Source organism: Thauera phenylacetica B4P (genome assembly GCF_000310225.1).
GTDB classification, from domain to species: Bacteria; Pseudomonadota; Gammaproteobacteria; order Burkholderiales; family Rhodocyclaceae; genus Thauera; species Thauera phenylacetica.
Map to the genome: position 1 here is coordinate 1 of NZ_AMXF01000061.1, position 20,921 is coordinate 20,921.

Annotated in this window: 28 protein-coding genes; 5 read left to right on the forward strand and 23 right to left on the reverse strand. The window is 69.4% G+C overall.

Translation table 11 applies throughout. The annotated features are described in order from the left end of the window. On the reverse strand, nt 1-475 hold a 475-nt coding region (locus tag C667_RS09900; RefSeq protein ID WP_004362041.1), incomplete at its 3' end, for a Nif3-like dinuclear metal center hexameric protein. A gap of 95 nt (nt 476-570) precedes the next feature. Between C667_RS09900 and C667_RS09905 the strand changes: the two genes are divergently transcribed. Continuing rightward, nucleotides 571-1,722 carry a trypsin-like peptidase domain-containing protein gene (locus C667_RS09905; protein ID WP_004362043.1) on the forward strand — a complete coding sequence of 384 codons (1,152 nt, stop codon included), beginning with the start codon at nt 571-573 and terminating at the stop codon, nt 1,720-1,722. Between the two features lie 30 nt (nt 1,723-1,752). Here the strand turns inward: C667_RS09905 and tatC are convergent, their stop codons facing one another. From tatC to hisB, 10 genes are all read right to left on the reverse strand, one after another. Beyond that, entirely contained in the window at nt 1,753-2,550 is a 798-nt protein-coding gene (gene tatC / locus C667_RS09910) for a twin-arginine translocase subunit TatC (protein ID WP_004362044.1), read from the reverse strand. Further along, a complete protein-coding gene (tatB, locus tag C667_RS09915) occupies nt 2,547-3,077 on the reverse strand; it encodes a Sec-independent protein translocase protein TatB (protein ID WP_004362046.1) in 531 nt (176 codons plus the stop codon). Before tatB ends, tatC begins: the two co-directional genes overlap by 4 nt. A 95-nt stretch (nt 3,078-3,172) precedes the next feature. Then, the gene (gene tatA, locus C667_RS09920; protein ID WP_004362048.1) at nt 3,173-3,409 is read right to left on the reverse strand and encodes a Sec-independent protein translocase subunit TatA; all 237 of its coding nucleotides are present in this window, start codon (nt 3,407-3,409) and stop codon (nt 3,173-3,175) included. A 10-nt stretch (nt 3,410-3,419) separates the two neighbouring features. Continuing rightward, the gene (locus C667_RS09925) at nt 3,420-3,767 is read right to left on the reverse strand and encodes a histidine triad nucleotide-binding protein (RefSeq protein WP_004362050.1); all 348 of its coding nucleotides are present in this window, start codon (nt 3,765-3,767) and stop codon (nt 3,420-3,422) included. Beyond that, nucleotides 3,764-4,102, reverse strand: coding sequence for a phosphoribosyl-ATP diphosphatase (locus tag C667_RS09930; protein WP_004362052.1), 339 nt, complete (start codon nt 4,100-4,102; stop codon nt 3,764-3,766). The genes C667_RS09925 and C667_RS09930 overlap by 4 nt, the downstream gene beginning before the upstream one ends. Then, on the reverse strand, nt 4,099-4,494 hold the full coding sequence (gene hisI / locus C667_RS09935; protein WP_004362054.1) for a phosphoribosyl-AMP cyclohydrolase: 396 nt from the start codon (nt 4,492-4,494) through the stop codon (nt 4,099-4,101). Before hisI ends, C667_RS09930 begins: the two co-directional genes overlap by 4 nt. Continuing rightward, nucleotides 4,491-5,249, reverse strand: a complete 759-nt coding sequence (gene hisF, locus C667_RS09940; RefSeq protein WP_004362056.1) for an imidazole glycerol phosphate synthase subunit HisF — start codon at nt 5,247-5,249, stop codon at nt 4,491-4,493. The genes hisI and hisF overlap by 4 nt, the downstream gene beginning before the upstream one ends. A gap of 22 nt (nt 5,250-5,271) precedes the next feature. Then, the gene (gene hisA / locus C667_RS09945; protein ID WP_004362058.1) at nt 5,272-6,021 is read right to left on the reverse strand and encodes a 1-(5-phosphoribosyl)-5-[(5-phosphoribosylamino)methylideneamino]imidazole-4-carboxamide isomerase; all 750 of its coding nucleotides are present in this window, start codon (nt 6,019-6,021) and stop codon (nt 5,272-5,274) included. Between the two features lie 44 nt (nt 6,022-6,065). Then, nucleotides 6,066-6,704: an imidazole glycerol phosphate synthase subunit HisH gene (gene hisH / locus C667_RS09950; RefSeq protein ID WP_004362060.1), complete on the reverse strand. Its 639-nt coding sequence runs from the start codon at nt 6,702-6,704 to the stop codon at nt 6,066-6,068. A 61-nt stretch (nt 6,705-6,765) separates the two neighbouring features. Beyond that, nucleotides 6,766-7,353, reverse strand: coding sequence for an imidazoleglycerol-phosphate dehydratase HisB (gene hisB, locus C667_RS09955; protein ID WP_004362061.1), 588 nt, complete (start codon nt 7,351-7,353; stop codon nt 6,766-6,768). Nucleotides 7,354-7,536: 183 nt separating this feature from the next. Between hisB and hisC the strand changes: the two genes are divergently transcribed. Next, complete coding sequence (gene hisC / locus C667_RS09960) at nt 7,537-8,610, forward strand: histidinol-phosphate transaminase (RefSeq protein WP_004362063.1); 1,074 nt, start codon at nt 7,537-7,539, stop codon at nt 8,608-8,610. A 51-nt stretch (nt 8,611-8,661) separates the two neighbouring features. Here hisC and hisD read toward each other — a convergent pair whose 3' ends face one another. Further along, nucleotides 8,662-9,969: a histidinol dehydrogenase gene (hisD, locus tag C667_RS09965; protein ID WP_004362065.1), complete on the reverse strand. Its 1,308-nt coding sequence runs from the start codon at nt 9,967-9,969 to the stop codon at nt 8,662-8,664. Nucleotides 9,970-9,979: 10 nt separating this feature from the next. Continuing rightward, entirely contained in the window at nt 9,980-10,624 is a 645-nt protein-coding gene (hisG, locus tag C667_RS09970) for an ATP phosphoribosyltransferase (RefSeq protein WP_004307358.1), read from the reverse strand. Between the two features lie 152 nt (nt 10,625-10,776). Between hisG and rnk the strand changes: the two genes are divergently transcribed. After that, a complete protein-coding gene (rnk, locus tag C667_RS09975) occupies nt 10,777-11,184 on the forward strand; it encodes a nucleoside diphosphate kinase regulator (protein ID WP_004362067.1) in 408 nt (135 codons plus the stop codon). A gap of 329 nt (nt 11,185-11,513) precedes the next feature. Here rnk and murA read toward each other — a convergent pair whose 3' ends face one another. Genes murA through C667_RS10025 form a run of 10 tightly spaced genes read right to left on the reverse strand, consistent with a single transcriptional unit; the run spans nt 11,514 to nt 18,651 of the window. Further along, a complete protein-coding gene (gene murA / locus C667_RS09980) occupies nt 11,514-12,764 on the reverse strand; it encodes a UDP-N-acetylglucosamine 1-carboxyvinyltransferase (protein WP_004362069.1) in 1,251 nt (416 codons plus the stop codon). Nucleotides 12,765-12,771: 7 nt separating this feature from the next. Next, nucleotides 12,772-13,029 carry a BolA family protein gene (locus tag C667_RS09985; protein ID WP_004307364.1) on the reverse strand — a complete coding sequence of 86 codons (258 nt, stop codon included), beginning with the start codon at nt 13,027-13,029 and terminating at the stop codon, nt 12,772-12,774. A gap of 10 nt (nt 13,030-13,039) precedes the next feature. Further along, on the reverse strand, nt 13,040-13,813 hold the full coding sequence (locus C667_RS09990) for an ABC transporter permease (protein WP_086013452.1): 774 nt from the start codon (nt 13,811-13,813) through the stop codon (nt 13,040-13,042). A gap of 34 nt (nt 13,814-13,847) precedes the next feature. After that, complete coding sequence (locus C667_RS09995) at nt 13,848-14,744, reverse strand: ABC transporter ATP-binding protein (RefSeq protein WP_004362073.1); 897 nt, start codon at nt 14,742-14,744, stop codon at nt 13,848-13,850. Further along, the gene (locus C667_RS10000) at nt 14,741-15,025 is read right to left on the reverse strand and encodes an STAS domain-containing protein (RefSeq protein ID WP_004362076.1); all 285 of its coding nucleotides are present in this window, start codon (nt 15,023-15,025) and stop codon (nt 14,741-14,743) included. The genes C667_RS09995 and C667_RS10000 overlap by 4 nt, the downstream gene beginning before the upstream one ends. Beyond that, nucleotides 15,022-15,684 (reverse strand): MlaC/ttg2D family ABC transporter substrate-binding protein, encoded by a 663-nt coding sequence (locus C667_RS10005; RefSeq protein WP_004362079.1) that lies wholly within the window; start codon nt 15,682-15,684, stop codon nt 15,022-15,024. Before C667_RS10005 ends, C667_RS10000 begins: the two co-directional genes overlap by 4 nt. A 9-nt stretch (nt 15,685-15,693) precedes the next feature. Next, nucleotides 15,694-16,545: an MlaA family lipoprotein gene (locus tag C667_RS10010; protein WP_004362081.1), complete on the reverse strand. Its 852-nt coding sequence runs from the start codon at nt 16,543-16,545 to the stop codon at nt 15,694-15,696. A 29-nt stretch (nt 16,546-16,574) separates the two neighbouring features. Then, a complete protein-coding gene (gene mlaD / locus C667_RS10015; protein WP_039921205.1) occupies nt 16,575-17,042 on the reverse strand; it encodes an outer membrane lipid asymmetry maintenance protein MlaD in 468 nt (155 codons plus the stop codon). Between the two features lie 2 nt (nt 17,043-17,044). After that, nucleotides 17,045-17,833, reverse strand: coding sequence for a lipid asymmetry maintenance ABC transporter permease subunit MlaE (mlaE, locus tag C667_RS10020; RefSeq protein WP_004362085.1), 789 nt, complete (start codon nt 17,831-17,833; stop codon nt 17,045-17,047). Further along, on the reverse strand, nt 17,830-18,651 hold the full coding sequence (locus C667_RS10025; RefSeq protein WP_004362087.1) for an ABC transporter ATP-binding protein: 822 nt from the start codon (nt 18,649-18,651) through the stop codon (nt 17,830-17,832). Before C667_RS10025 ends, mlaE begins: the two co-directional genes overlap by 4 nt. Before the next feature lie 194 nt (nt 18,652-18,845). On the opposite strand from C667_RS10025, the gene C667_RS10030 reads away from it, so the two are divergent. Both C667_RS10030 and C667_RS10035 read left to right on the forward strand, forming a co-directional pair. Continuing rightward, entirely contained in the window at nt 18,846-20,696 is a 1,851-nt protein-coding gene (locus C667_RS10030) for a pilus (MSHA type) biogenesis protein MshL (RefSeq protein ID WP_083881309.1), read from the forward strand. After that, the coding region (locus tag C667_RS10035; protein WP_004362090.1) for a cyclic di-GMP-binding domain-containing protein, MshE-related at nt 20,693-20,921 on the forward strand (229 nt) is incomplete at its 3' end. The genes C667_RS10030 and C667_RS10035, both read left to right, overlap by 4 nt.

Here is a 20,921-nt window from a genome sequence, read left to right on the forward strand (position 1 = left end):
GCAGCGGCTCGCGCCCGAGCGCGCCCGCGAGCGCGCGCGCGATGTCGTGGGCGCGCTCGCCCACGCGCGCCGGTCGGCCGATCCAGCCCAGGTCCTGGTCGGCGAAGCGCGCCTCGCCCTGCCAGCCCATCCGGCGCGCGAGCTGCGCGTTGTTGCCGAGCTCGGGATGCACGTCGAGCGGCAGGTGGTAGGCGAACAGGCTGATGTCGTTGGCGAGCAGGGTGCGCAGCCGCCGACGCCGGAAACCGGTCACGCGGCCGTCGTCGCCCTTCCAGAACAGGCCGTGATGCACGAAGACGGCGTCATGCCCGCCGGCGACCGCGAGGTCGAGCAGGGCCTGGCTGGCGGTCACCCCGCACAGCACGCGCAGGACCTCGGGGCGTCCTTCCACTTGCAGGCCGTTTGGGCAATAATCCTTCAGCCGTGAAGCGTCGAGCAGGGTGTCGAGATGATCCCCGAGTTCGGTGAGCTGCATGCGTCCTCCTTCGTCTCCCCTTTGCGCGCGGCTCCATGACCGGGCAGCGGTCCGGCAGGCCGGGCGCGCGACCATCCTCTTTCAAGCCCCACATTATGCGCCGCTTGTGGCTCATCTTCGCGCAGGCCGTGACCGTCAGCGTCGCCGTGCTGTTCGTGCTCAACACCCTCAAGCCGGAGTGGCTGCGCCAGGCCACGCCGGCGGCGGTGGTGGCGATCCTCGAGGCGCCCGCGGGCGCCGAGCGTGCGCCGGCGGCGGGCTCCTACGCTCCGGCGGCGCAGCGCTCGATGCCGGCGGTGGTGCATATCTTCACCACCAAGGGTGGGCGCGGCCAGCGTCACCCGCTGTTCGACGACCCCCTGTTCCGCCACTTCTTCGGCGAGCGTCCGGACAGCGCGCCGAGCGAATCCGGCCTGGGCTCGGGCGTCATCGTCAGCCCCGACGGCTACGTGCTCACCAACAACCACGTCATCGAGACCGCCGACGCGATCGAGATCGCGCTCAACGACGGCCGCAAGTTCGCCGCCCGCCTGGTCGGGCGCGACCCCGAGACCGACCTCGCGGTGCTGCGCATCGACAGCGCCGACGTGCTGCCGGCGATCACCTTCCCGGCGGGCGACAGCCTCGCGGTGGGCGACGTGGTGCTGGCGATCGGCAACCCCTTCGGCGTCGGCCAGACCGTCACCATGGGCATCGTCTCGGCGCTCGGCCGCAGCCAGCTCGGCATCAACACCTTCGAGAACTACATCCAGACCGACGCCGCGATCAATCCGGGTAACTCCGGCGGCGCGCTGGTCGACAGCGCGGGCAGCCTGGTCGGCATCAACACCGCGATCTACTCGCGCTCGGGCGGCTCACTCGGCATCGGGTTCGCAATCCCGGTGTCGATCGCACGCGACGTGCTCGAGCAGATCGTCGCCACCGGCGAGGTCGTGCGCGGCTGGGTCGGCGTGGAGATCCAGGACCTCACCCCCGAGCTCGCCGCCTCCTTCGGCTACCGCGACGCCAGCGGGGCGCTGATCGCCGGCGTGCTGCGCGGCAGCCCGGCCGATCGTGCGGGGGTGCGCCCGGGCGACGTGCTGGTCGCGCTCGACGGCGAGACGGTGCGCGACCCGCGCGCGATGCTCGACATGGTCGCGGCGCTGCCGCCGGGCAAGCGTGCGGTGTTCAGGGTGCGGCGCGGCGCCGAGGAGCTCGACCTGGACGTCGCAGTGGGCCGTCGACCGGTTCCGCAGGGCGTGCGCTGAGCCGCGGCAAGCGCGAGGCGGGCAACGCGCTCAGCGGCGCTCGCCCTCGCCTTCGGCGACACCCGGCGCGGCCAGCTGCTGCGCGGCCTCGCCAGCCGCCTCCTGCTGCGGCGAGGGCTTGGACAGCATGCCCGCGAGCACGATCCCGAGCTCGTAGAGCAGGCACATCGGCACGGCGAGCATGAACTGCGAGACCACGTCGGGCGGCGTGATGATCGCCGCGATCACGAAGGCGCCGACGATCACGTAGGGGCGCGCCTCGCGCAGCTTGGCCACGTCCACGATGCCGGCCTTGACCATCAGGATCACCGCCACCGGCACCTCGAAGGTGATGCCGAAGGCGATGAACATCGACATCACGAAGGACAGGTACTGCTCGATGTCCGGCGCCGGGACGATGCTCTTGGGCGCGAATTCGGCGATGAACTTGAACACCGTGCCGAACACGAAGAAGTAGCAGAACGCCATGCCGAGGAGGAAGAGCAGCGTGCTGCCGAGCACCAGCGGCAGGGCGAGACGCTTCTCGTGCGCATACAGCCCAGGCGCGATGAAGGCCCAGGCCTGGTAGAGCACCCAGGGCAGCGCGAGCACGAAGGCGACCATCATCGTCACCTTGACCGGCACGAAGAAGGGCGTCACCACGCCGGTGGCGATCATGTTGGTGCCCGCGGGCAGCGTGTCCATCATCGGCTTGGCGAGGATGTCGTAGATCGAGCCCGCCCACGGCATCAGGCAGACGAAGAGGATCACGATCGCGAGCAGCGCGCGGATCAGGCGGTCGCGCAGCTCGACCAGGTGCGCGATGAAGGTTTCCTGTTGTTCGCTCATGCCTTGACCTTGTCCGCGCCGGCCACGGTGCGGGGCACGCTATCGAGCCCGAGCTCGAGCTGCGGGGTCGGGGCCGCAACGCCGGCGGCGGGCGCGGCAGCCGGGCTCCCGACGGGCGCCGGAGCGGCTGCGGAGGGGGCTGCAGGGGTGGTTGAGAAGGCAGGCGCCGCAGCGCCCGAGGGAAAGGCCGCCGCCGTGGAGGCCGGTGAGTCGGAGGCCGATGATTGGGGGAGGATGGAGCGCACCTCGGCGACCGTCTCGCCGATGCCGGACTCGACCCCGGCGACCCCGGTACGCACCGAGGCCTCGAGCTCCTGCGCCTGGTGGCGCACCTGCTCCTGCAGCTTCTTCAGCTCCTCGAGCTGCATCTCGCGCTGGATGTCGGACTTCACGTCGGAGACGTAGCGCTGCACGCGCCCGAGCAGATGCCCGGCGGTGCGCGCGACCTTGGGCAGGCGCTCGGGCCCGACCACGATCAGCATCACCACGCCGATCACCACGAGTTCCGAAAAGCCGAAATCGAACATGTGTGCTCGCTCGAGACAGGGGCCGCCGCCGGCCCGCCGTAAAACGAAGGGGCGCTCCGGTCAGGGCGCCCCCGTGCTGGTTCGAGACGCGAGGCTCAGGACCGGTTCTGGTCGACCTTCTCGCGCGCCTCGCCTTCGATGGTCTGGCCCTGCGAGAGCTTCTGCTGGGAGGCGTCGCCCGCGCCGGCGGAATCGCCCTCCTTCATCCCTTCCTTGAAGCCCTTCACCGCGCCACCGAGGTCGGAGCCGATGTTGCGCAGCTTCTTGGTGCCGAACACCAGAAGGATGATGACCAGCACGATCAGCCAGTGCCAGATGCTGAAAGAACCCATACCGCTCTCCTTAACGCTTCAACATGGGCGGCAGGGGATCGGGCCCGCCCAGAATGTGGAGGTGGAGATGATACACCTCCTGCAGGCCGACCCTTCCGGTATTGACGATGGTGCGGAAGCCGTCGGTACAGCCCTGCTCGCGGGCGATTTTGCCCGCCGCAACCATCAGACGCCCCATCGCCGCCTCGTGTTCCCCATCGAGGTGCGCCATCGAGTCGACGTGCACCTTGGGCACCACCAGCACATGCACCGGCGCGACCGGATGGATGTCGTGGAAGGCGTAGACGTGCTCGTCCTCGTACACCTTCTTCGACGGGATCTCGCCACGAACGATGCGGCAGAAGACGCAGTCGCTCATGCGCGCGCGCCTTCCGCGCTGCGCGACTTCTTCTCGTCGATGCCCGACACGCCCTCGCGGCGGCGGAACTCGGCGAGCACGTCGTCCACCGACAGGCCGTGGTGGGCGAGCAGCACCATGGAGTGGAACCACAGGTCGGTCACCTCCCACACCAGGTGCAGCATGTCCTTGTCCTTGGCCGCCATGATGGTCTCGGCAGCTTCCTCGGCGACCTTCTTGCAGATCGTGTCGGTGCCCTTCTGGTACAGGCTGGAGACGTAGGAAGAGTCCGGATCGGCCTTCTTGCGCGCGGCCAGGGTGTCGGACACGCGGTGCAGCACTTCGATATCGATCATTTGTAGATCTCCTGCGGGTCTTTCAAAACCGGTTCGACGGCCTCCCAGCGGCCGTCGGCGAAATACTTCTGGAAGAAGCAGCTGTGGCGACCGGTGTGGCAGGCGATGCCGCCGACCTGCTCGATCCTGAGCAGCACCACGTCGTTGTCGCAGTCGATGCGGATGTCGAGCACCTTCTGCACGTGGCCGGACTCCTCGCCCTTGTGCCACAGCTTGCGCCGCGAACGTGACCAGTAGATGGCCTCGCCGGTCTCGGCGGTGCGCTGCAGGGCCTCGCGGTTCATCCAGGCGAACATCAGCACGTCGCCGCTGGAGGCCTCCTGCGCGATCACCGGCACCAGGCCGTGCTCGTCCCACTTGACCTCGTTCAACCAGCGCGTGCTCGTGCTCACAGGCGTACCTCGATGCCGCGCGCGCGCATCAGCTCCTTGGCCTCGCGCACGGTATGCTGTCCGAAATGGAAGATGCTCGCCGCCAGCACCGCATCGGCGCGGCCCTCCGACACGCCCTCGGCGAGATGCTCGAGGGTGCCGACGCCACCGCTGGCGATCACCGGGATGCGCACCGCGTCCGACACCGCGCGCGTGAGCGCGAGGTCGAAGCCGCTCTTGGTGCCATCGCGGTCCATGCTGGTGAGCAGGATCTCGCCCGCGCCGAGCGACTCGACCTTGCGCGCCCACTCGATGGCGTCCAGGCCGGTGTTGTTGCGCCCGCCGTGGGTGAACACCTCCCACTTGCCGGGCGCGGTCTGCTTGGCGTCGATCGCCACCACGATGCACTGGCTGCCGACCTTGCTCGAGGCATCGAAGACCAGCTGCGGGTTGTTCACCGCCGCGGTGTTCATGCTGACCTTGTCGGCGCCGGCGTTGAGCAGCCGGCGCACGTCCTCGACCACACGCACGCCGCCCCCCACGGTGAGCGGGATGAAGACCTGCTCGGCCACCTGCTCGACCACGTGCAGGATGATGTCGCGGTCGTCCGAGCTCGCCGTGATGTCGAGGAAGGTGATCTCGTCGGCGCCCTGCTCGTCGTAGCGGCGGGCGATCTCGACCGGGTCGCCGGCGTCGCGCAGCTCGACGAAATTGACGCCCTTGACCACGCGCCCGGACTTCACGTCCAGGCAGGGAATGATGCGCTTGGCCAGCATCAGCGGCCCCCGCGGGAGAAGATCATTCGCGCGCACCCTCGAGCTCGTCCGCGCGCGCCTGCGCGGCGGCGAAGTCGAGCGTGCCCTCATAGATCGCGCGCCCGGTGATCGCGCCCATGATGCCCTCGTCCTCGACCGCGCACAGCGCGTCGATGTCGCGCAGGTCGGTTATGCCGCCGCTGGCGATCACCGGGATGCGCAGCGCGCGCGCCAAGCGCACGGTGGCCTCGATGTTGACGCCGGAGAGCATGCCGTCGCGGCCGATGTCGGTGTAGATCACCGACTCGACGCCGTAGTCCTCGAACTTCTTCGCCAGGTCGACCACGTCGTGGCCGGTGAGCTTGGACCAGCCGTCCACCGCGACCTTGCCGTCCTTGGCGTCGAGGCCGACGATGATGTGGCCGGGGAAGGCGCTGCAGGCGTCGTGCAGGAAGCCGGGGTTCTTGACCGCGGCGGTGCCGATGATGACGTAGCTGATGCCGTTGTCGAGATAGTGCTCGATCGTGTCGAGGTCGCGGATGCCGCCACCGAGTTGCACCGGGATGTCGTCACCGACGACGTCGGTGATCGAACGGATCGCGGCGCCGTTCTTGGGCTTGCCGGCGAAGGCGCCGTTGAGGTCCACCAGGTGCAGGCGACGCGCGCCGGCCTCGAGCCAGTGGCGCGCCATGGCGCCCGGATCGGAGGAGAACACCGTGGCGTCGTCCATCTCGCCCTGTTTCAGGCGAACACATTGACCGTCCTTGAGGTCGATGGCGGGAATGAGCAGCATACCGGGATCAGCAGTGGAGAAACGTGAAGGGAGTCACCGGCGGCTCAGGGCTGCCAGCGGATGAAATTGGCCAGCAGGCGCAGGCCGGCGGCGGCGCTCTTCTCGGGGTGGAACTGGGCCGCGAAGATATTAGCCCGCGCTACCGCACTGGTAAAGCGAACGCCATAGTCGGTCTCGGCCGCGGTGAGCGAGGCATCCGCGGGCACGACGAAGTAGCTGTGCACGAAGTAGAAGCGATCGCCGTCGGGGATGCCCTCCCACAGCGCGTGCGGGCCGCACTGGCGCACCTCGTTCCAGCCCATGTGCGGCACCTTGAGCCGGCTGCCATCGGTCGCGACCATCTTGGCCTCGGGAAAGCGCACGACCTCACCCGGCAGGATGCCCAGGCCCGGGACGTCGCCCTCGGCACTGTGCTGGAAGAGCATCTGCTGGCCGATGCAGATGCCGAGGAAGGGCTTCTCGGCCGCCGCGGCGAGCACCGCGGGGCGCAGGCCGCGCGCGTCGAGCTCGCGCATGCAGTCGGGCATCGCGCCCTGCCCCGGGAACACCACGCGCTCGGCGGCGGCGACGCGCGCAGGATCGGAGGTGACGAACACGTCGTGGCCGGGCGCCACGTGCTCGATCGCCTTGGCGACCGAGCGCAGGTTGCCCATGCCGTAATCGATGATGGCCACGCTGGTCATCGGCTTGACTCGCTTTTCGACTGGAGGACGGCCGCGCAGCGCGACCGCGGGAAGGGAGGGATCAGAGCGCGCCCTTGGTCGAGGGGATGGTCCCCGCCGCGCGCTCGTCGTGCTCGGCCGCCATGCGCAGCGCACGGGCGAAGGCCTTGAACACGGTCTCGCACTGGTGGTGGGCGTTGTCGCCGCGCAGGTTGTCGATGTGCACCGTGACGCCGGCGTGATTGACGAAGCCCTGGAAGAACTCGCGCGCCAGGTCCACGTCGAAGTTGCCGATGCGGGCGCGGGTGTAATTCACGAAGTAGTGCAGGCCCGGACGGCCGGAGAAATCGACCACCACGCGCGACAGCGCCTCGTCGAGTGGAACGTAGGCGTGGCCGTAGCGGCGCAGGCCCTTCTTGTCGCCGAGCGCCTTGGCGAAGGCCTGGCCGAGGGTGATGCCGACGTCCTCGACGGTGTGGTGGTCGTCGATGTGCGTGTCGCCCTCGCAGTGAATGTCGAGGTCGATCAGGCCGTGGCGGACGATCTGGTCGAGCATGTGATCGAAGAAGGGCACGCCGGTATCGAGCTGGCCCTGCCCGCTGCCATCGAGATCGATGCGCACGGTGATCTTGGTTTCGAGGGTGTTGCGTGTGACTTCTGCTTGCCGCATGGAGGCTACCGGCCAAAATGGGATGACTGTCGGTCATGATAACATCGGGCAGCGAACTCGCCGCAATGCGCAGCCTATGGCGCGGAAATGGCGGCGCTATCGCGTTGCCCACACGCCACGCACCGCCGCCACGCGCGGACTGCGTGTCGAATCGCCCGTTCCACCTCAACCGCAGACACCCGCATGAGCCGCTTCTGGAGCGCCGTCGTCCACGGCCTGACCCCCTACGTGCCGGGCGAACAGCCCAAGCTCGACAACCTCGTCAAGCTCAACACCAACGAACACCCCTGCGGCCCCTCGCCGAAGGTGCTGGAGGCCATCCGCGCCGCCACCGGCGACGCCCTGCGCCTCTACCCCGACCCCAACGCCGACGCGCTCAAGGCCGCGCTCGCCCGCCACCACGGCGTGCGCCCGGAGCAGGTCTTCGTCGGCAACGGCTCGGACGAGGTGCTCGCGCACGCCTTCATGGCCCTGCTCAAGCACGAGCGCGCGCTGTGGTTCCCCGACATCACCTACAGCTTCTACCCGGTGTATTGCGGGCTGTACGACATCGAGCCGCGCATCGTGCCGCTGGCCGAGGACTTCTCGATCCGCGTCGAAGACTACCTGCCGCGCGGCGACGAGCGTGCCGGGGCGATCATCTTCCCCAACCCGAACGCGCCCACCGGACGATTGCTCGCGCTCACCGAGGTCGAGCGCATCGTCGCCGCCAACCCCGACGCGGTGGTGCTGGTCGACGAGGCCTATGTGGACTTCGGCGGCGACAGCGCGATCGCGCTGGTGGACCGCCATCCCAACCTGCTGGTCACGCGCACCTTCTCCAAGAGCCGCTCGCTCGCCGGCCTGCGCGTGGGCTACGCGGTGGGCGACGCGGCGCTGGTCGAGGCGCTCGAGCGGGTCAAGAACAGCTTCAACTCCTACCCGCTCGACCGCCTGGCGATCGCCGGCGCGGTGGCCTCGGTGGAAGACGAGGACTACTTCCGCGCCAGCTGCGCAAAGGTAATCGAGACCCGCGACAAGCTGGTCGCCGAGCTGCAGGCGCTCGGCTTCGAGGTGCTGCCCTCGGCGGCGAACTTCATCTTCGCCCGCCACCCGACACGCGACGGCGCCGAGCTCACCGCTGCGCTGCGCAAGCGCGCGATCATCGTGCGCCACTTCAAGGCCGCGCGCATCGACCAGTTCATGCGCATCACCGTGGGCACCGACGCCCAGTGTGGCGTCCTGGTCGGCGCATTGAAGGAAATCCTCGGCGCCTGACCCACAGGCGCAATGACCGGCGGAGCGGCTATGCGCCGCCGGTACCCACACTCAAACCTTCAGCCGCATCTCCGCCGAGCGCGCGTGCGCCTGCAGGCCCTCGCCATGCGCCAGGATGGACGCCACCTTGCCCAGGTGCTGGGCGCCGGCCTGCGAGATGTGCACGATGCTGGTGCGCTTCTGGAAGTCGTAGGTGCCGAGCGGCGACGAGAAGCGCGCGCTGCGCATGGTCGGCAGCACGTGGTTGGGGCCGGCGCAGTAGTCGCCGAGCGCCTCCACCGCCCAGTGGCCGACGAAGATCGCGCCGGCGTGGCGGATGTGGGCGATCCAGGCCTCGGCGTCGTCCAGCGACAGCTCGAGGTGCTCGGGCGCGATGCGGTTGGCGATCGCGCAGGCCTGCTCCAGGCTGTCGACGTGGATCAGCGCGCCGCGGTTGGCGAGCGACTTCGCGATCGTGTCGCGGCGCGGCATGGTGGGCAGCAGGCGGTCGATCGCCTCATGCACCGCGTCGATGAAGCCGGCGTCGGTGCACAACAGGATGGACTGCGCGAGCTCGTCGTGCTCGGCCTGGGCGAAGAGGTCCATCGCCACCCAGTCGGCGTGGCCGGAGCCATCCGAGATGATCAGCACTTCCGACGGCCCGGCGACCATGTCGATGCCGACCGTGCCGAACACCCGGCGCTTGGCCTCGGCCACGTAGGCGTTGCCCGGACCGACGATCTTGTCCACCTGCGGGATGGTCTGCGTGCCGTAGGCGAGCGCCGCCACCGCCTGCGCGCCGCCGATGGTGAACACGCGATCGACGCCGGTGATCGCCGCGGCGGCCAGCACCAGGGGGTTCTTCTCGCCGCGCGGCGTGGGCACCACCATGATGAGCTCGCCGACGCCGGCGACCTTGGCCGGGATCGCGTTCATCAGCACCGAGCTCGGGTAGGACGCGCGCCCGCCCGGCACGTACAGGCCGACGCGGTCGAGCGGCGTGACCTTCTGCCCCAGGCGGGTGCCGTCGGCCTCGGTGAACTCCCAGGACTCGCCCTTCTGGCGCTCGTGATACACGCGCACGCGGTCGGCGGCGATGGTCAGCGCCTCGCGCTGCTCGGGGCGCAGGCTGTCGAGCGCGAGCTGCAGCTCGCTCCTGGGCAGCTCGAGCGCCACCATGGACTTCACGTCGAGACCGTCGAAGCGCCGGGTGTATTCGACCACCGCGGCGTCGCCGGTGGTGCGCACCGCCTGCAGGATCTCGGTGACGGCGGCGTCGATGCGGCCGTCGGCCTCGGCCTCGAAGGCGAGCAGGGCGTCGAGCGTGGACAGGAATTCGGGTTCGCGCGCGTCGAGGCGGCGGATCGGCGTCTGGCTCATGAACGGGTCCTTACGATTGGATCGCGCCGGCGAAGGCGTCGAGCACCGGCTGCAGCAGTTCGCGCTTGAGCTTGAGCGAGGCCTGGTTGACGATCAGGCGCGAGCTGATCGGCATGATGTCCTCGACCTCTTCCAGGTTGTTGGCACGCAGCGTGCCGCCCGTGGACACCAGGTCGACGATGGCGTCGGCCAGCCCCACCAGGGGCGCGAGCTCCATCGAGCCGTAGAGCTTGATCAGGTCGACGTGCATGCCCTTGCCGGCGAAGTGCGCCTTGGCCGCGTTCATGTACTTGGTGGCGACGCGGATGCGCCCGCCCGGGCGGGTGGCGGCGGCGTAGTCGAAGCCCTTCTGCACCGCGACGCACAGCCGGCACTTGGCGATCTCGAGGTCGAGCGGCTGGTAGAGGCCCGCCCCGCCATGCTCGACCAGCACGTCCTTGCCGGCGATGCCGAGGTCGGCCGCGCCGTACTGCACGTAGGTGGGCGTATCGGTCGCGCGCACGATCACCAGGCGCACGTCCGGCCGGTTGGTGCCGATGATCAGCTTGCGCGAGGACTCGGGGTTGTCGGTAGGCACGATGCCCGCGGCGGCGAGCAGCGGCAGGGTCTCTTCGAAGATGCGGCCCTTGGACAGGGCGAGCGTGATGCTGGACACGTGAAAAGCCTTGATCGGGGGGACCGCGCATTGTAACCCGGCGCCGCTTCTGTTAACCTTCGTCGCGACTGGCTGAACCGCACGCGGCGGTTCGGCCTTTTCTTTTGTTTCGCCGCAGCGTCGGCGCGCACCTCAGGCAGGAAAACCGCACCATGAAACCGTCGATCATCGTCTCCAGCAGCGACCTCGAGCGCCTCGAGGGTCTGCTCACCCTCCCCGCCTTCCGCAGCCGCAGCGACCTCGACGGCCTGCGCGAGGAGCTCGAGCGTGCCGACGTGCGCGAGCCGCAGGACATGCCGGCGGACGTGATCACGATGAACAGCCGCGCGCGCTTCGTCGAGGAAGGCACCGGGCGCGAGTACGAGCTGACCCTGGCCTACCCGAAGGACGCCAACGCCGAGGCGCATCGCGTGTCGATCTTCTCGCCCGCGGGCAGCGCGCTGCTCGGCCTCTCGGCCGGCCAGTCGATCGACTGGAGATCGTCCGACGGCAAGGAAATCCGCCTGAAGGTGCTGGAAGTCACCTGGCAACCCGAGGCCAACGGCCAGTTCGAGCTGTAGGAGCACCGGCAGGCGAGCGCACGGCGACGGGACATCGCCGGCACGCCGGGGTGCCGGACGGCTGCATTCGCGGCTGCCGCCGCTCCTACATCGGCGCCGTGCCAGCTCCCCGGAAGCGGTGGCTGTCGCGAACACGGCCACATGGGCGCCGTGCTGGATCACCGAGCAGGAGCGGTGGCTGCCGCGAACGCGGCCACATGGGCGCCGCGCTGACTCACCCTGTGGAGCGGCGGCAGCCGCGAACACGGCGCGCCGATGGTCGCTGCCGGACGGCAGCGGAAGGACGCACCGGGCGACCGGCCCGGAACGTCCCGCCTCCGCGCCCCGCCTCAGGCCAGGCGCCGCACCTTCGCGCCGAGCGCCGCAAGCTTCTCTTCCAGACGCTCGTAGCCGCGATCGAGGTGGTAGATGCGCTCGATCGTGGTGTCGCCCTCGGCCACCAGGCCGGCCACGACCAGGCTCGCCGAGGCCCGCAGGTCGGTCGCCATGACGGTCGCGCCCTCCAGCCTGTCGACCCCCTGCACCACCGCGGTGTTGCCGTCGATGCGGATGTCGGCGCCGAGGCGCTGCAGCTCGACCGCGTGCATGAAGCGGTTCTCGAAGATGGTCTCGCGAATCATCGCCACGCCCTTCGCGACCGCGTTGATCGCCATGAACTGCGCCTGCATGTCGGTCGGGAAGGCCGGATAGGGCGCGGTGCGCAGGCTCACGGCGTTGAGGCGCGCCGGCGCGCTCAGGCGGATGGCATCGCGCTCGGACACCACCTCGCAGCCGGCGTCCATGAGCTTGTCGATGACCGCGTCGAGGTAGCACGAGGAGGTGCCGGTCAGCCGCACCGAGCCGCCGGTGACCGCTGCCGCGCACAGGTAGGTGCCGGTCTCGATGCGGTCGGGCATGATGCGGTGGGTGGCGCCGTGCAGGCGCTCGACACCGCGGATGCGGATCACGTCGCTGCCGGCGCCGGAGATCTGCGCGCCCATCGCCACCAGGCAGTTGGCCAGGTCGACCACCTCGGGCTCGCGCGCGGCGTTCTCGATCACGGTCTCGCCGTCGGCCAGCGCGGCGGCCATCATCAGGTTCTCGGTGCCGGTCACGGTCACCATGTCGGTGAACAGACGCGCGCCCTTCAGGCGCGGCACCGTGGCGTGCACATAGCCGTGCTCGACGCGCACCTCGGCGCCCATCGCCTGCAGGCCCTTGATGTGCTGGTCCACCGGGCGCGCGCCGATCGCACAGCCGCCCGGCAGCGACACGCGCGCCTCGCCGCAGCGCGCGACCAGCGGGCCGAGCACGAGGATGGACGCACGCATGGTCTTGACCATCTCGTAGGGCGCGACCGGGTTGTCGAGCGTGGAGGCGTCGAGCGTCACCACGTCGGCCTCGCGCTGGATGCGCACCCCCATCTGGCCGAGCAGCGCCAGCAGGGTGTCGATGTCGTTGAGGCGCGGGACGTTGGTAAAGGTGACCGGCTCGGCGCTAAGCAGCGCGGCGCAGAGGATGGGAAGGGCGGCGTTCTTGGCGCCGGAGATGGCGACCTCGCCCGACAGGCGCGCGCCGCCTTCGATCAACAGCTTGTCCATGCGCGGCTCACATCCCGAGCTCGCCGCGACCTTCTTCCCACTGCGCGGGCGTGAAGGTCTGCAGCTGCAGGGCGTGGATCTCGTTGCCCATGAGGCGGCCCAGGGTGGCGTACACCGCCTGGTGCTGGCGCACCTTCATCTTGCCCTCGAAGGCGGCGCTGACGACGATGCCGCGGAAATGCACGCCATCCTCGCCCTCGATGACCACCAGCTCGCAGGGCAGGCCCTGCTCGATCAGGCGCTTGACTTCACTTGCTTCGAACATTTGGAATCCTTTACGAACGCAACTTGTAACCGCGCGCGAGCATCGCCAGGGTGAGCGCCGCGAGCAGGACGAAACACAGGCCCACCACGCCGAGCGAGAGCCAGGGCGAGGTGTCCGATTGACCGAAGAAACCGTAGCGGAACCCGTCGATCATGAAGAAGAACGGATTGAAATGCGACACGTCCTGCCAGAACTGCGGCAGCGAGTGGATGGAGTAGAACACCCCCGACAGCATCGTCAGCGGCATGATGAGGAAGTTCTGGAAGGCGGCGAGCTGGTCGAACTTGTCCGCCCAGATCCCCGCGATCACCCCGAGCGAGCCGAGGATCGCGCCCCCGAGCACGGCGAAGCCCAGCACCCACAGCGGATGCGCCATCGGCACCTCGACGAAGGCGGCCGACACCGCGAGCACGCCCGCCCCCACCATCAGCCCGCGCAGGGTCGAGGCGATCACGTAGGCGGCATAGAACTCGCGGTAGGACAGCGGCGGCAGCAGCACGAAGATGATGTTGCCGGTGATCTTGCTCTGGATCAGCGAGGACGAGCTGTTGGCGAAGGCGTTCTGCAGCACCGACATCATCACCAGCCCGGGCACCAGGAAGCTGGTGTAGGCGACCTCGCCGTAGACCGTGACGTGGCGGTCGAGCACGTGGGAGAAGATGAGCAGGAACAGCAGCGCGTTGAGCACCGGCGCGGCGACGGTCTGGAAGCCCACCTTCCAGAAGCGCAGCACCTCCTTGAACAGCAGCGTGCGAAAGCCGGCCAGCGGCGACTCGGCCGCCATCGGCTCGATGCGCGGGGCGGCGCGGGAGAAGGATTCAGGCACGGTTCATCACCTCGACGAAGACGCGTTCGAGATCGGGCTCGCCGAGCCGCATCTCGACGAGGCCGGCGCCGGCCTCGCGCAGGCGGGCGAGCAGGGCCTCGACCTCGGTGTAGCTGTCGAAGGCGAAGTCCACCCAGCCGCCCTCGCCGGCGCTGCCGCCGAGCTCGACGCCGCGCCCGGGATGCTCCAGGCGCACGGCCAGGCTGTGGGTGGCGAAGCGGCGCAGCAGGTTGGCGGTGGTGTCGAGCGCGACGATGCGCCCGGCCTTGAGCATCGCGATGCGCCCGCACAAGGCCTCGGCCTCTTCCAGGTAGTGCGTGGTGAGCACGATGGTGTGGCCGTCGCGGTTGAGCTTGCGGATGAACTGCCACAGGCCCTGGCGCAGTTCGACGTCGACGCCCGCGGTGGGCTCGTCGAGCACGATCACCGGCGGCCGGTGCACCAGCGCCTGCGCCACCAGCACGCGCCGCTTCATGCCGCCGGAGAGCATGCGCATGTTGGCGCCGGCCTTGTGGGTGAGGTCGAGGCTGGCGAGGATCTCGTCGATCCAGTCGTCGTTGCTGCGGATGCCGAAGTAGCCAGACTGGATGCGCAGCAGCTCGCGCACCGAGAAGAAGGGATCGAAGACGAGCTCCTGCGGCACCACGCCGAGGTTGCGCCGCGCGTTGCGGTAGTCGGCGACGACGTCGTGGCCCATGATCGCCAGCGTCCCGCTGTCCGGCCGCACCAGACCCGACAGCGCCGAGATCAGCGTGGTCTTGCCCGCACCGTTGGGACCAAGCAGGCCGAAGAACTCGCCCTGGCCGACCTCGAGGTCGACGCCGCCGAGCGCCTTCAGGCTGCCGTAGTGCTTGCTTACACCCTGGATGCGGATCGCCGGCGTGCTCATGCGGCGCGCTCCAGCGCCAGCAGGCCGTCGATGTCGTAGAGCGCGGCGAGGCTGACCAGCCCGGCGGGCGGGTTGCGCAGCACCAGCGCGTGGCCGGCCGCACGCGCGCAGCGCATCCAGTCGAGGATCAGCGCGAGCGCCGCGGAGTCGGCGGCGGACACCGCCGCAAGATCGACCACCAGGTCGCCCGCGCGCGCGCGCCGCTGGCCCTCGGCGAGCAGCGCCGGCGCGCTCTGCATGGTCAGCGCGCCCTCGGGCGCGAACACCGCGGGATCGCTCACGCGCCGCGCCCCGCGCCGTTCTGGCTCATGCTCTGCTGCTCGGCGAGCGAGCGGTTGCGCTCCTCGAGCGAGCGGATCAGGCCGTCGATGCCGCCGCGCGCGATCTCCTGGCCGAAGCTGCTGCGATAGTTGGTGACCAGGCTGACGCCGGCGACGATCACGTCGAACACCTTCCAGCCCTGCTCGCCCTTCTCGAGCATGTAGTCGATGCCGATCGGCTGCGCACCGGACTGCACCACCTCGGTGCGGATCTGCACGCGGGTGTCGGCGGGCGCGAAGCGCGAGGGGCGGAACTCGATGCGCTGGTCGCGGTACTGGGTCAGCGCGTTCGAGTAGGTACGCACCAGCAGGGTACGGAAGGCGTCGGTCAGCCTGGTCTGCTGCTCGGCGCTGGCCTGGCGCCAGTCGCGCCCGACCGCGAGCATGGTCATGCGGCGGAAGTCGAAGTGCGGCAGCACCTTGGCGTCGACCAGCTCGATGACGCGATGGGTGTCACCGGCCTGGATCGCCTTGTCGGCGCGCACGATCTCGAGCACTTCGTTGGTCACGTCGCGCACCAGCACGTCGGGCGCCTTGTCGGCGCTGGCGGCTGCGGGCAGCGCGGCACCGAACAGCGCACAGAGGAGGAAGACGCGGAGAAAATCGAGGATCTTGTTCATGGCTCTCGTTTACTGGATGGTTTGGCGGGTGACGCGGCGGCCGGTCGTGGCCGGGGGCGCGCCGATGCCCGCGAGCTCGAGGTTCTCGACCGCGGTGGCGGCGGCCGCATCGACTTCGCCGCCGAGCGGCGCGGTCGACTGTTCGTCGAAATCTTCGTACACGCGCTCCTTGCGGCCGTCGCCGACCTTGTAACGGCGTTGTTCGAGGTAGAAGTCGCGCACGAAGGCGTAGCGGTCGAGCGCGGCCTCCTTGAGGGTGCGGTCGGCGCCAAGCAGCACCGAGCGGCCGTGCACGACCCGCGTGCCCAGCACCGTGTTGCGCGTCGGCACGTGATCGATGCTGAACGGCTCGTTACCCATCATGTCGGCCGGCAGGGCCACCGCGTCGCGAACCGTGCGCGGCCCGAAGAAGGGCAGCACGATGTAGGCGCCCTCGCCCACGCCCCAGCGCCCGAGCGTCTGGCCAAGGTCCTCGTCGTGCTTGGGCAGGCCCGCCGCGCTGGCGATGTCGAGCAGGCCGAGCAGGCCCCAGGTGGAGTTGAGCGCGAAGCGCATCAGGTCGCTCATGCCCTCGGCGACCTTGCCCTGCAGCAGGTTGTTGAGCGCGATCCAGGGGTCGCCGAGGTTGCCCAGCACGTTGCCGACGCCGGTGCGCACCGGGCTCGGCAGCACGGCCTCGTACACCTGCGCGGCCGGCTTGATGGCGACCTTGTCGAGTTGCTCGTTGAAGCTGAACATGGCCCGGTTGTAGCCCTCGAGCGGGTCGTCGGGGTTGGACGTGGTCGCACAGCCGGTCGCGAGCGCGGCCGACAGAACGGCTACGGCGAGGCTGGCGCGGGAGGAGCGGAAGACGTTTCGCATTGTTGTTTTCTCCGGGGAACCTGGCCGACTTACTGGGCGGGCGCGTCGGCGGCGCGGTCGAACATGAACTGGCCGATCAGCTTCTCGAGGACCACCGCGGACTGCGTGATCAGCACGCGGTCGCCGTTCTTCAGCATCTCGCCGTCGGCGCCGGCCTCCAGCCCCACGTACTGCTCGCCGAGCAGGCCGGAGGTGAGGATGGAGGCGGTGGTATCGGCGGGGAAGGCATAGCGCTTGTCGATCTCGAGCTCGACCACGGCGCGGTAGATCGCGGGATCGAAGCGGATCACCGCGACCCGGCCCACCAGCACGCCGGAGCTCTTGACCGGCGCGCGCACCTTGAGCCCGCCGATGTTGTCGAAGGGCGCCTCGACGCGATAGGTCTCGCTGCCGTCCAGACCCGAGAAATTCCCGACCTTCATCGCCAGGAACACCAGCGCGGCGAAACCGATCGCAACAAAAATGCCGACCCACAGGTCGAGCGCGGTACGACTCATCATCAACCCCTGAACATGAAGGAGGTAAGCACGAAATCCAGCGCCAGGATCGCCAGCGCGGAGGTCACGACGGTGCGGGTGATCGCGCGCGACACGCCTTCGGCGGTCGGCTGGCAATCGTAGCCCTCGAACACCGCGATCAGCGACACCACGGTGCCGAACACCGCGGACTTGATCACGCCGTTCAACACGTCGTATTCGAATTCGACCGCAGCCTGCATCTGCGACCAGAACGCGCCGTCATCGACGCCGATCACCACCACGGTGATCAGCCAGCCGCCGAAGATGCCCATCGCCGAGAACAGCGCGGCCAGCAGCGGCATCGACAGCACGCCGCCCCAGAAGCGCGGCGCGACCACGCGCGCGATCGGGTTGACCGCCATCATGTCCATCGCCTTCAACTGCTCGGTGGTCTTCATCAGGCCGATCTCGGCGGTGATCGCCGAGCCGGCGCGGCTGGCGAACAGCAGCGCCGCGATCACCGGCCCGAGCTCGCGCAGCAGCGACAGCGCCACCATCACCCCTACCGCGTCGGCCGAACCGTAGCGCTGCAGGATGTCGTAGCCCTGCAGCCCGAGCACGAGGCCGACGAAGAGCCCCGAGACCGTGATGATCAGCAGCGACATCACGCCGCTGAAATAGAGCTCGCGGATGGTGAGGTGGATGCGGCGCAGCGACTGGCCGGAGTTCAGCAGCACCGCGAGCAGGAAGCGGGTGGCGAAGCCGAGCCGCCAGATGCCGTCGATGGTCATCGCGCCGATGCGGCGCAGCGCGGAGGCGATGGCGTTCATGCGTCCTCCCCGCCGAGCAGGCGGTCGATCGGCCCGGCCGGATAGTGGAAGGGCACCGGCCCGTCGGCCTCGGCATGGACGAACTGATGCACGAAGGGGTCCCTGGAGGCGCGGATCTCGTCCGGCGTGCCCTGCGCCACGATGCGCCCGTCGGAGACGAAGTAGATGTAATCGACGATCGCGAGCGACTCGTGCACATCGTGGGTCACCATCACCGAGCTCGCGCCGAGCGCGTCGTTGAGCTTGCGGATGAGCTGGCCGATGATGCCGAGCGAGATCGGGTCGAGGCCGGCGAAGGGCTCGTCGTAGAGGATCAGCATGGGGTCGAGCGCCACCGCGCGTGCCAGCGCCACCCGCCGCGCCATGCCGCCCGAGAGCTCGTTCGGGTGCAGCTTCGCCGCACCGCGCAGCCCCACCGCCTGCAGCTTCATCAGCACCAGGTCGCGCACCATGCCTGCAGGCAGGTCGGTGTGCTCGCGCAGCGGGAAGGCCACGTTGTCGAACACGCTCATGTCGGTGAACAGCGCCCCGAACTGGAACAGCATGCCCATGCGTCGGCGCAGCGCGTAGAGCTCGCCGCCCGACAGCCGCGCGACGTCGCGCCCCTCGACCTCCACCGTGCCGGCGGTCGCGCGCAACTGCCCGCCGATCAGGCGCAGCAGCGTGGTCTTGCCGCAGCCGCTGCCCCCCATGATGGCGACGACCTGGCCGCGATGCACGCTCAGGTCGATGCCGCGCAGCACCTCGCGCTCGCCATAGGCGAAGCGCGCGTCGCGCAGCGAAACCAGCGGAGAGGAATGTGGGGCGGACACGGTCACGTCGATCGGCCGAAGGTGAAAACTCTTGAATATATCAGAGATTTGCGTCGACAGACGGAAAAATGCTGCAGCGCAGCAACCTGATTCGGGCCATCACCCTCGGCACGCACGCCCACCCCTCGATGCCGAGGCCGCCAAAAAGAAAAATCGATCGGGTCATTCACATTTCCATTTTATCGTAATAGCATTGTCGCATGACATGCACATCAAACGCACTGCGCAGGCTGTTCGCGACCGCGACGCTACTGGCGACCGCGGGATGTGCTCCGCTCGGCCGTCCTCCCGCGCTCGAAGGCCACCTCGACCAGCGCACGGCAATCGACCGGCCTGAGCACGGCCGCGGCACGGCACCCGCCTCCGAATTGATCAGCGCTGCGACTTCCCCTGCGGGCCCGAGCGCCCAGGCGCAGGCACCGACGGCCTCGCCGCCGCCCGCCCCGACTCCCGGCCGCCCGGCGCGCGGCTATTCGATCGACGTCTACGACATTCCCGCCGAGCAGCTGTTGCTCGCCATCGGCCGCGACGCCGGACTGGAGCTCGACCTCCACGCCGGGATCACCGGCAAGGTCAGCCTGCAGGCCCACGACCGACCGCTCGGCGAGCTGCTCGAGCGCATCGCCCGCCAGGTCGACCTGCGCTACGAGCTGCGCGGCCGCCACCTGCGCGTGCGCCCCGACACCCCCTTCATCCGCAGCTACGCGGTGGACTACGTCAACCTGAGCCGCGACATGCGCGGCACGGTCGCCACCAGCACGCAGATCGCCACCTCCGGCAGCGGCGGCGCCGGCCAGCGCACGTCGGCGGCGAGCGGCGCCGGCAACGCCTCGATCACCCAGATCGAGACGCGCTCGGCCAACGACTTCTGGAACACGCTCGAGCACAACCTCGCCGCCATCCTCGCCGGGCCGGGGCGCGCGCCCGACTGCGGCGGTGAGCGTGGAGGCGAACGCGCCGGAGGCTGCCGCAACGCCGACCTGATGCTCAACCGCGAGAGCGGCATCGTCATGGCGCGCGCCACCCAGCGCCAGCACGAGGAGCTCGAGGCCTTCCTCGCCGGCGTGCAGCGCGCGGCGCGCCGCCAGGTGATGATCGAGGCCACGATCGTCGAGGTCACCCTCGCCGACGGCTACCGCCAGGGCATCGACTGGACCCGGCTCGGCGTGCCGGGCTGGAGCGTGCGTCCGCGCGGCAGCGGCGACGCCACGCCCGGGCAGCCGACGCTGAGCTACCTGTCGGCCAACTCCGACATCCGCCTCGAGCTGCTGGAGACCTTCGGCACCGTCAAGGTGCTCTCCAGCCCGCGCCTGTCGGTGCTCAACAACCAGACCGCGATGCTCAAGGTGGTCGAGGAGGTGGTGTATTTCCTCGTCGACAGCACCACCACCGAATACGACGACCGCAAGCAGGCGCGCATCTCCGCGACCACGACGCCGCAATCGGTCTCGGTCGGCATGGTCATGTCGGTCACCCCGCAGATCTCCGCCGACGGCGACATCACCCTCAACGTGCGGCCGACCATCTCGGGCATCTCCGGCTTCAAGGACGACCCCAACCCCTCCCTCGGCGACATCCCCAACCGCGTGCCGCAGATCCGCACGCGCGAGATCGAGTCCATGCTGCGCCTGCGCAGCGGCGAGGTCGCCGTGCTCGGCGGGCTGATGGAGGACCGCGTCGACCACGACACCGGCCGCATCCCGCTGTTCGGCGACCTGCCGGTGGTCGGCGAACTGTTCACCCGGCGCGACAACAACGTGCGCCGCACCGAGCTGCTGATCTTCCTGCGTCCGCTCTTGATCGACGAGCCGGGCATGCGCGGAGGCTACGCCGAATACGCCGGCCGCCTGCCCGACGACGACTTCCTCCTCGACTCGCCCTCGCCCGGCCAGCGCAACTTCCCCCACCAGCCGCTGCGCCCACTGCTCGCCCCCGGGGGCACCGTCTCGGCCGCCGACGCCTTCTCCGATTCGGCCTATCCCCACGCCCCCTCACCCCAGTCCACGCATCCTGGCCCAGGTCGTCCGGATGCCGCCACGAGCCTGCCATGAACGCTCCGCTCCCCATCGGCCAGATCCTCGTCGCCGCCGGCCTGATCGGCGAGGACCAGCTCCGCATCGCCCTCCACGAGCAGCGCGGGCGGTCCCAGCCGCTCGGCCGCGTGCTGGTCGAGCTCGGTTTCGTCAGCGAGGCCGCGCTGCGCGAGGCGCTCGCCGCGCGCAGCGGCCTGCCCTGCGTGGACCTCGCCAGCGCGCTCGCCGACCCCGACGCGATCG

Bases quoted from the DNA above. Each gene is read 5' to 3' on its own strand.
- C667_RS09990 (WP_086013452.1), bottom strand. From the start codon at position 13,813: ATGGCGGCCGAGTCGCCGCTGGCCGGCTTTCGCACGCTGCTGTTCAAG.
- tatC (WP_004362044.1), bottom strand. From the start codon at position 2,550: ATGAGCGAACAACAGGAAACCTTCATCGCGCACCTGGTCGAGCTGCGC.
- tatA (WP_004362048.1), bottom strand. From the start codon at position 3,409: ATGGGTTCTTTCAGCATCTGGCACTGGCTGATCGTGCTGGTCATCATC.
- C667_RS09905 (WP_004362043.1), top strand. From the start codon at position 571: ATGCGCCGCTTGTGGCTCATCTTCGCGCAGGCCGTGACCGTCAGCGTC.
- tatB (WP_004362046.1), bottom strand. From the start codon at position 3,077: ATGTTCGATTTCGGCTTTTCGGAACTCGTGGTGATCGGCGTGGTGATG.
- hisF (WP_004362056.1), bottom strand. From the start codon at position 5,249: ATGCTGGCCAAGCGCATCATTCCCTGCCTGGACGTGAAGTCCGGGCGC.
- mlaD (WP_039921205.1), bottom strand. From the start codon at position 17,042: ATGAGTCGTACCGCGCTCGACCTGTGGGTCGGCATTTTTGTTGCGATC.
- C667_RS10030 (WP_083881309.1), top strand. From the start codon at position 18,846: ATGACATGCACATCAAACGCACTGCGCAGGCTGTTCGCGACCGCGACG.
- murA (WP_004362069.1), bottom strand. From the start codon at position 12,764: ATGGACAAGCTGTTGATCGAAGGCGGCGCGCGCCTGTCGGGCGAGGTC.
- hisD (WP_004362065.1), bottom strand. From the start codon at position 9,969: ATGAGCCAGACGCCGATCCGCCGCCTCGACGCGCGCGAACCCGAATTC.
- C667_RS09930 (WP_004362052.1), bottom strand. From the start codon at position 4,102: ATGATCGATATCGAAGTGCTGCACCGCGTGTCCGACACCCTGGCCGCG.
- hisB (WP_004362061.1), bottom strand. From the start codon at position 7,353: ATGCGGCAAGCAGAAGTCACACGCAACACCCTCGAAACCAAGATCACC.
- hisA (WP_004362058.1), bottom strand. From the start codon at position 6,021: ATGCTGCTCATTCCCGCCATCGACCTCAAGGACGGTCAATGTGTTCGC.
- hisH (WP_004362060.1), bottom strand. From the start codon at position 6,704: ATGACCAGCGTGGCCATCATCGATTACGGCATGGGCAACCTGCGCTCG.
- C667_RS09985 (WP_004307364.1), bottom strand. From the start codon at position 13,029: ATGTTCGAAGCAAGTGAAGTCAAGCGCCTGATCGAGCAGGGCCTGCCC.
- mlaE (WP_004362085.1), bottom strand. From the start codon at position 17,833: ATGAACGCCATCGCCTCCGCGCTGCGCCGCATCGGCGCGATGACCATC.
- C667_RS09925 (WP_004362050.1), bottom strand. From the start codon at position 3,767: ATGAGCGACTGCGTCTTCTGCCGCATCGTTCGTGGCGAGATCCCGTCG.
- C667_RS10005 (WP_004362079.1), bottom strand. From the start codon at position 15,684: ATGAACAAGATCCTCGATTTTCTCCGCGTCTTCCTCCTCTGTGCGCTG.
- rnk (WP_004362067.1), top strand. From the start codon at position 10,777: ATGAAACCGTCGATCATCGTCTCCAGCAGCGACCTCGAGCGCCTCGAG.
- hisC (WP_004362063.1), top strand. From the start codon at position 7,537: ATGAGCCGCTTCTGGAGCGCCGTCGTCCACGGCCTGACCCCCTACGTG.
- C667_RS10010 (WP_004362081.1), bottom strand. From the start codon at position 16,545: ATGCGAAACGTCTTCCGCTCCTCCCGCGCCAGCCTCGCCGTAGCCGTT.
- C667_RS09995 (WP_004362073.1), bottom strand. From the start codon at position 14,744: ATGAGCACGCCGGCGATCCGCATCCAGGGTGTAAGCAAGCACTACGGC.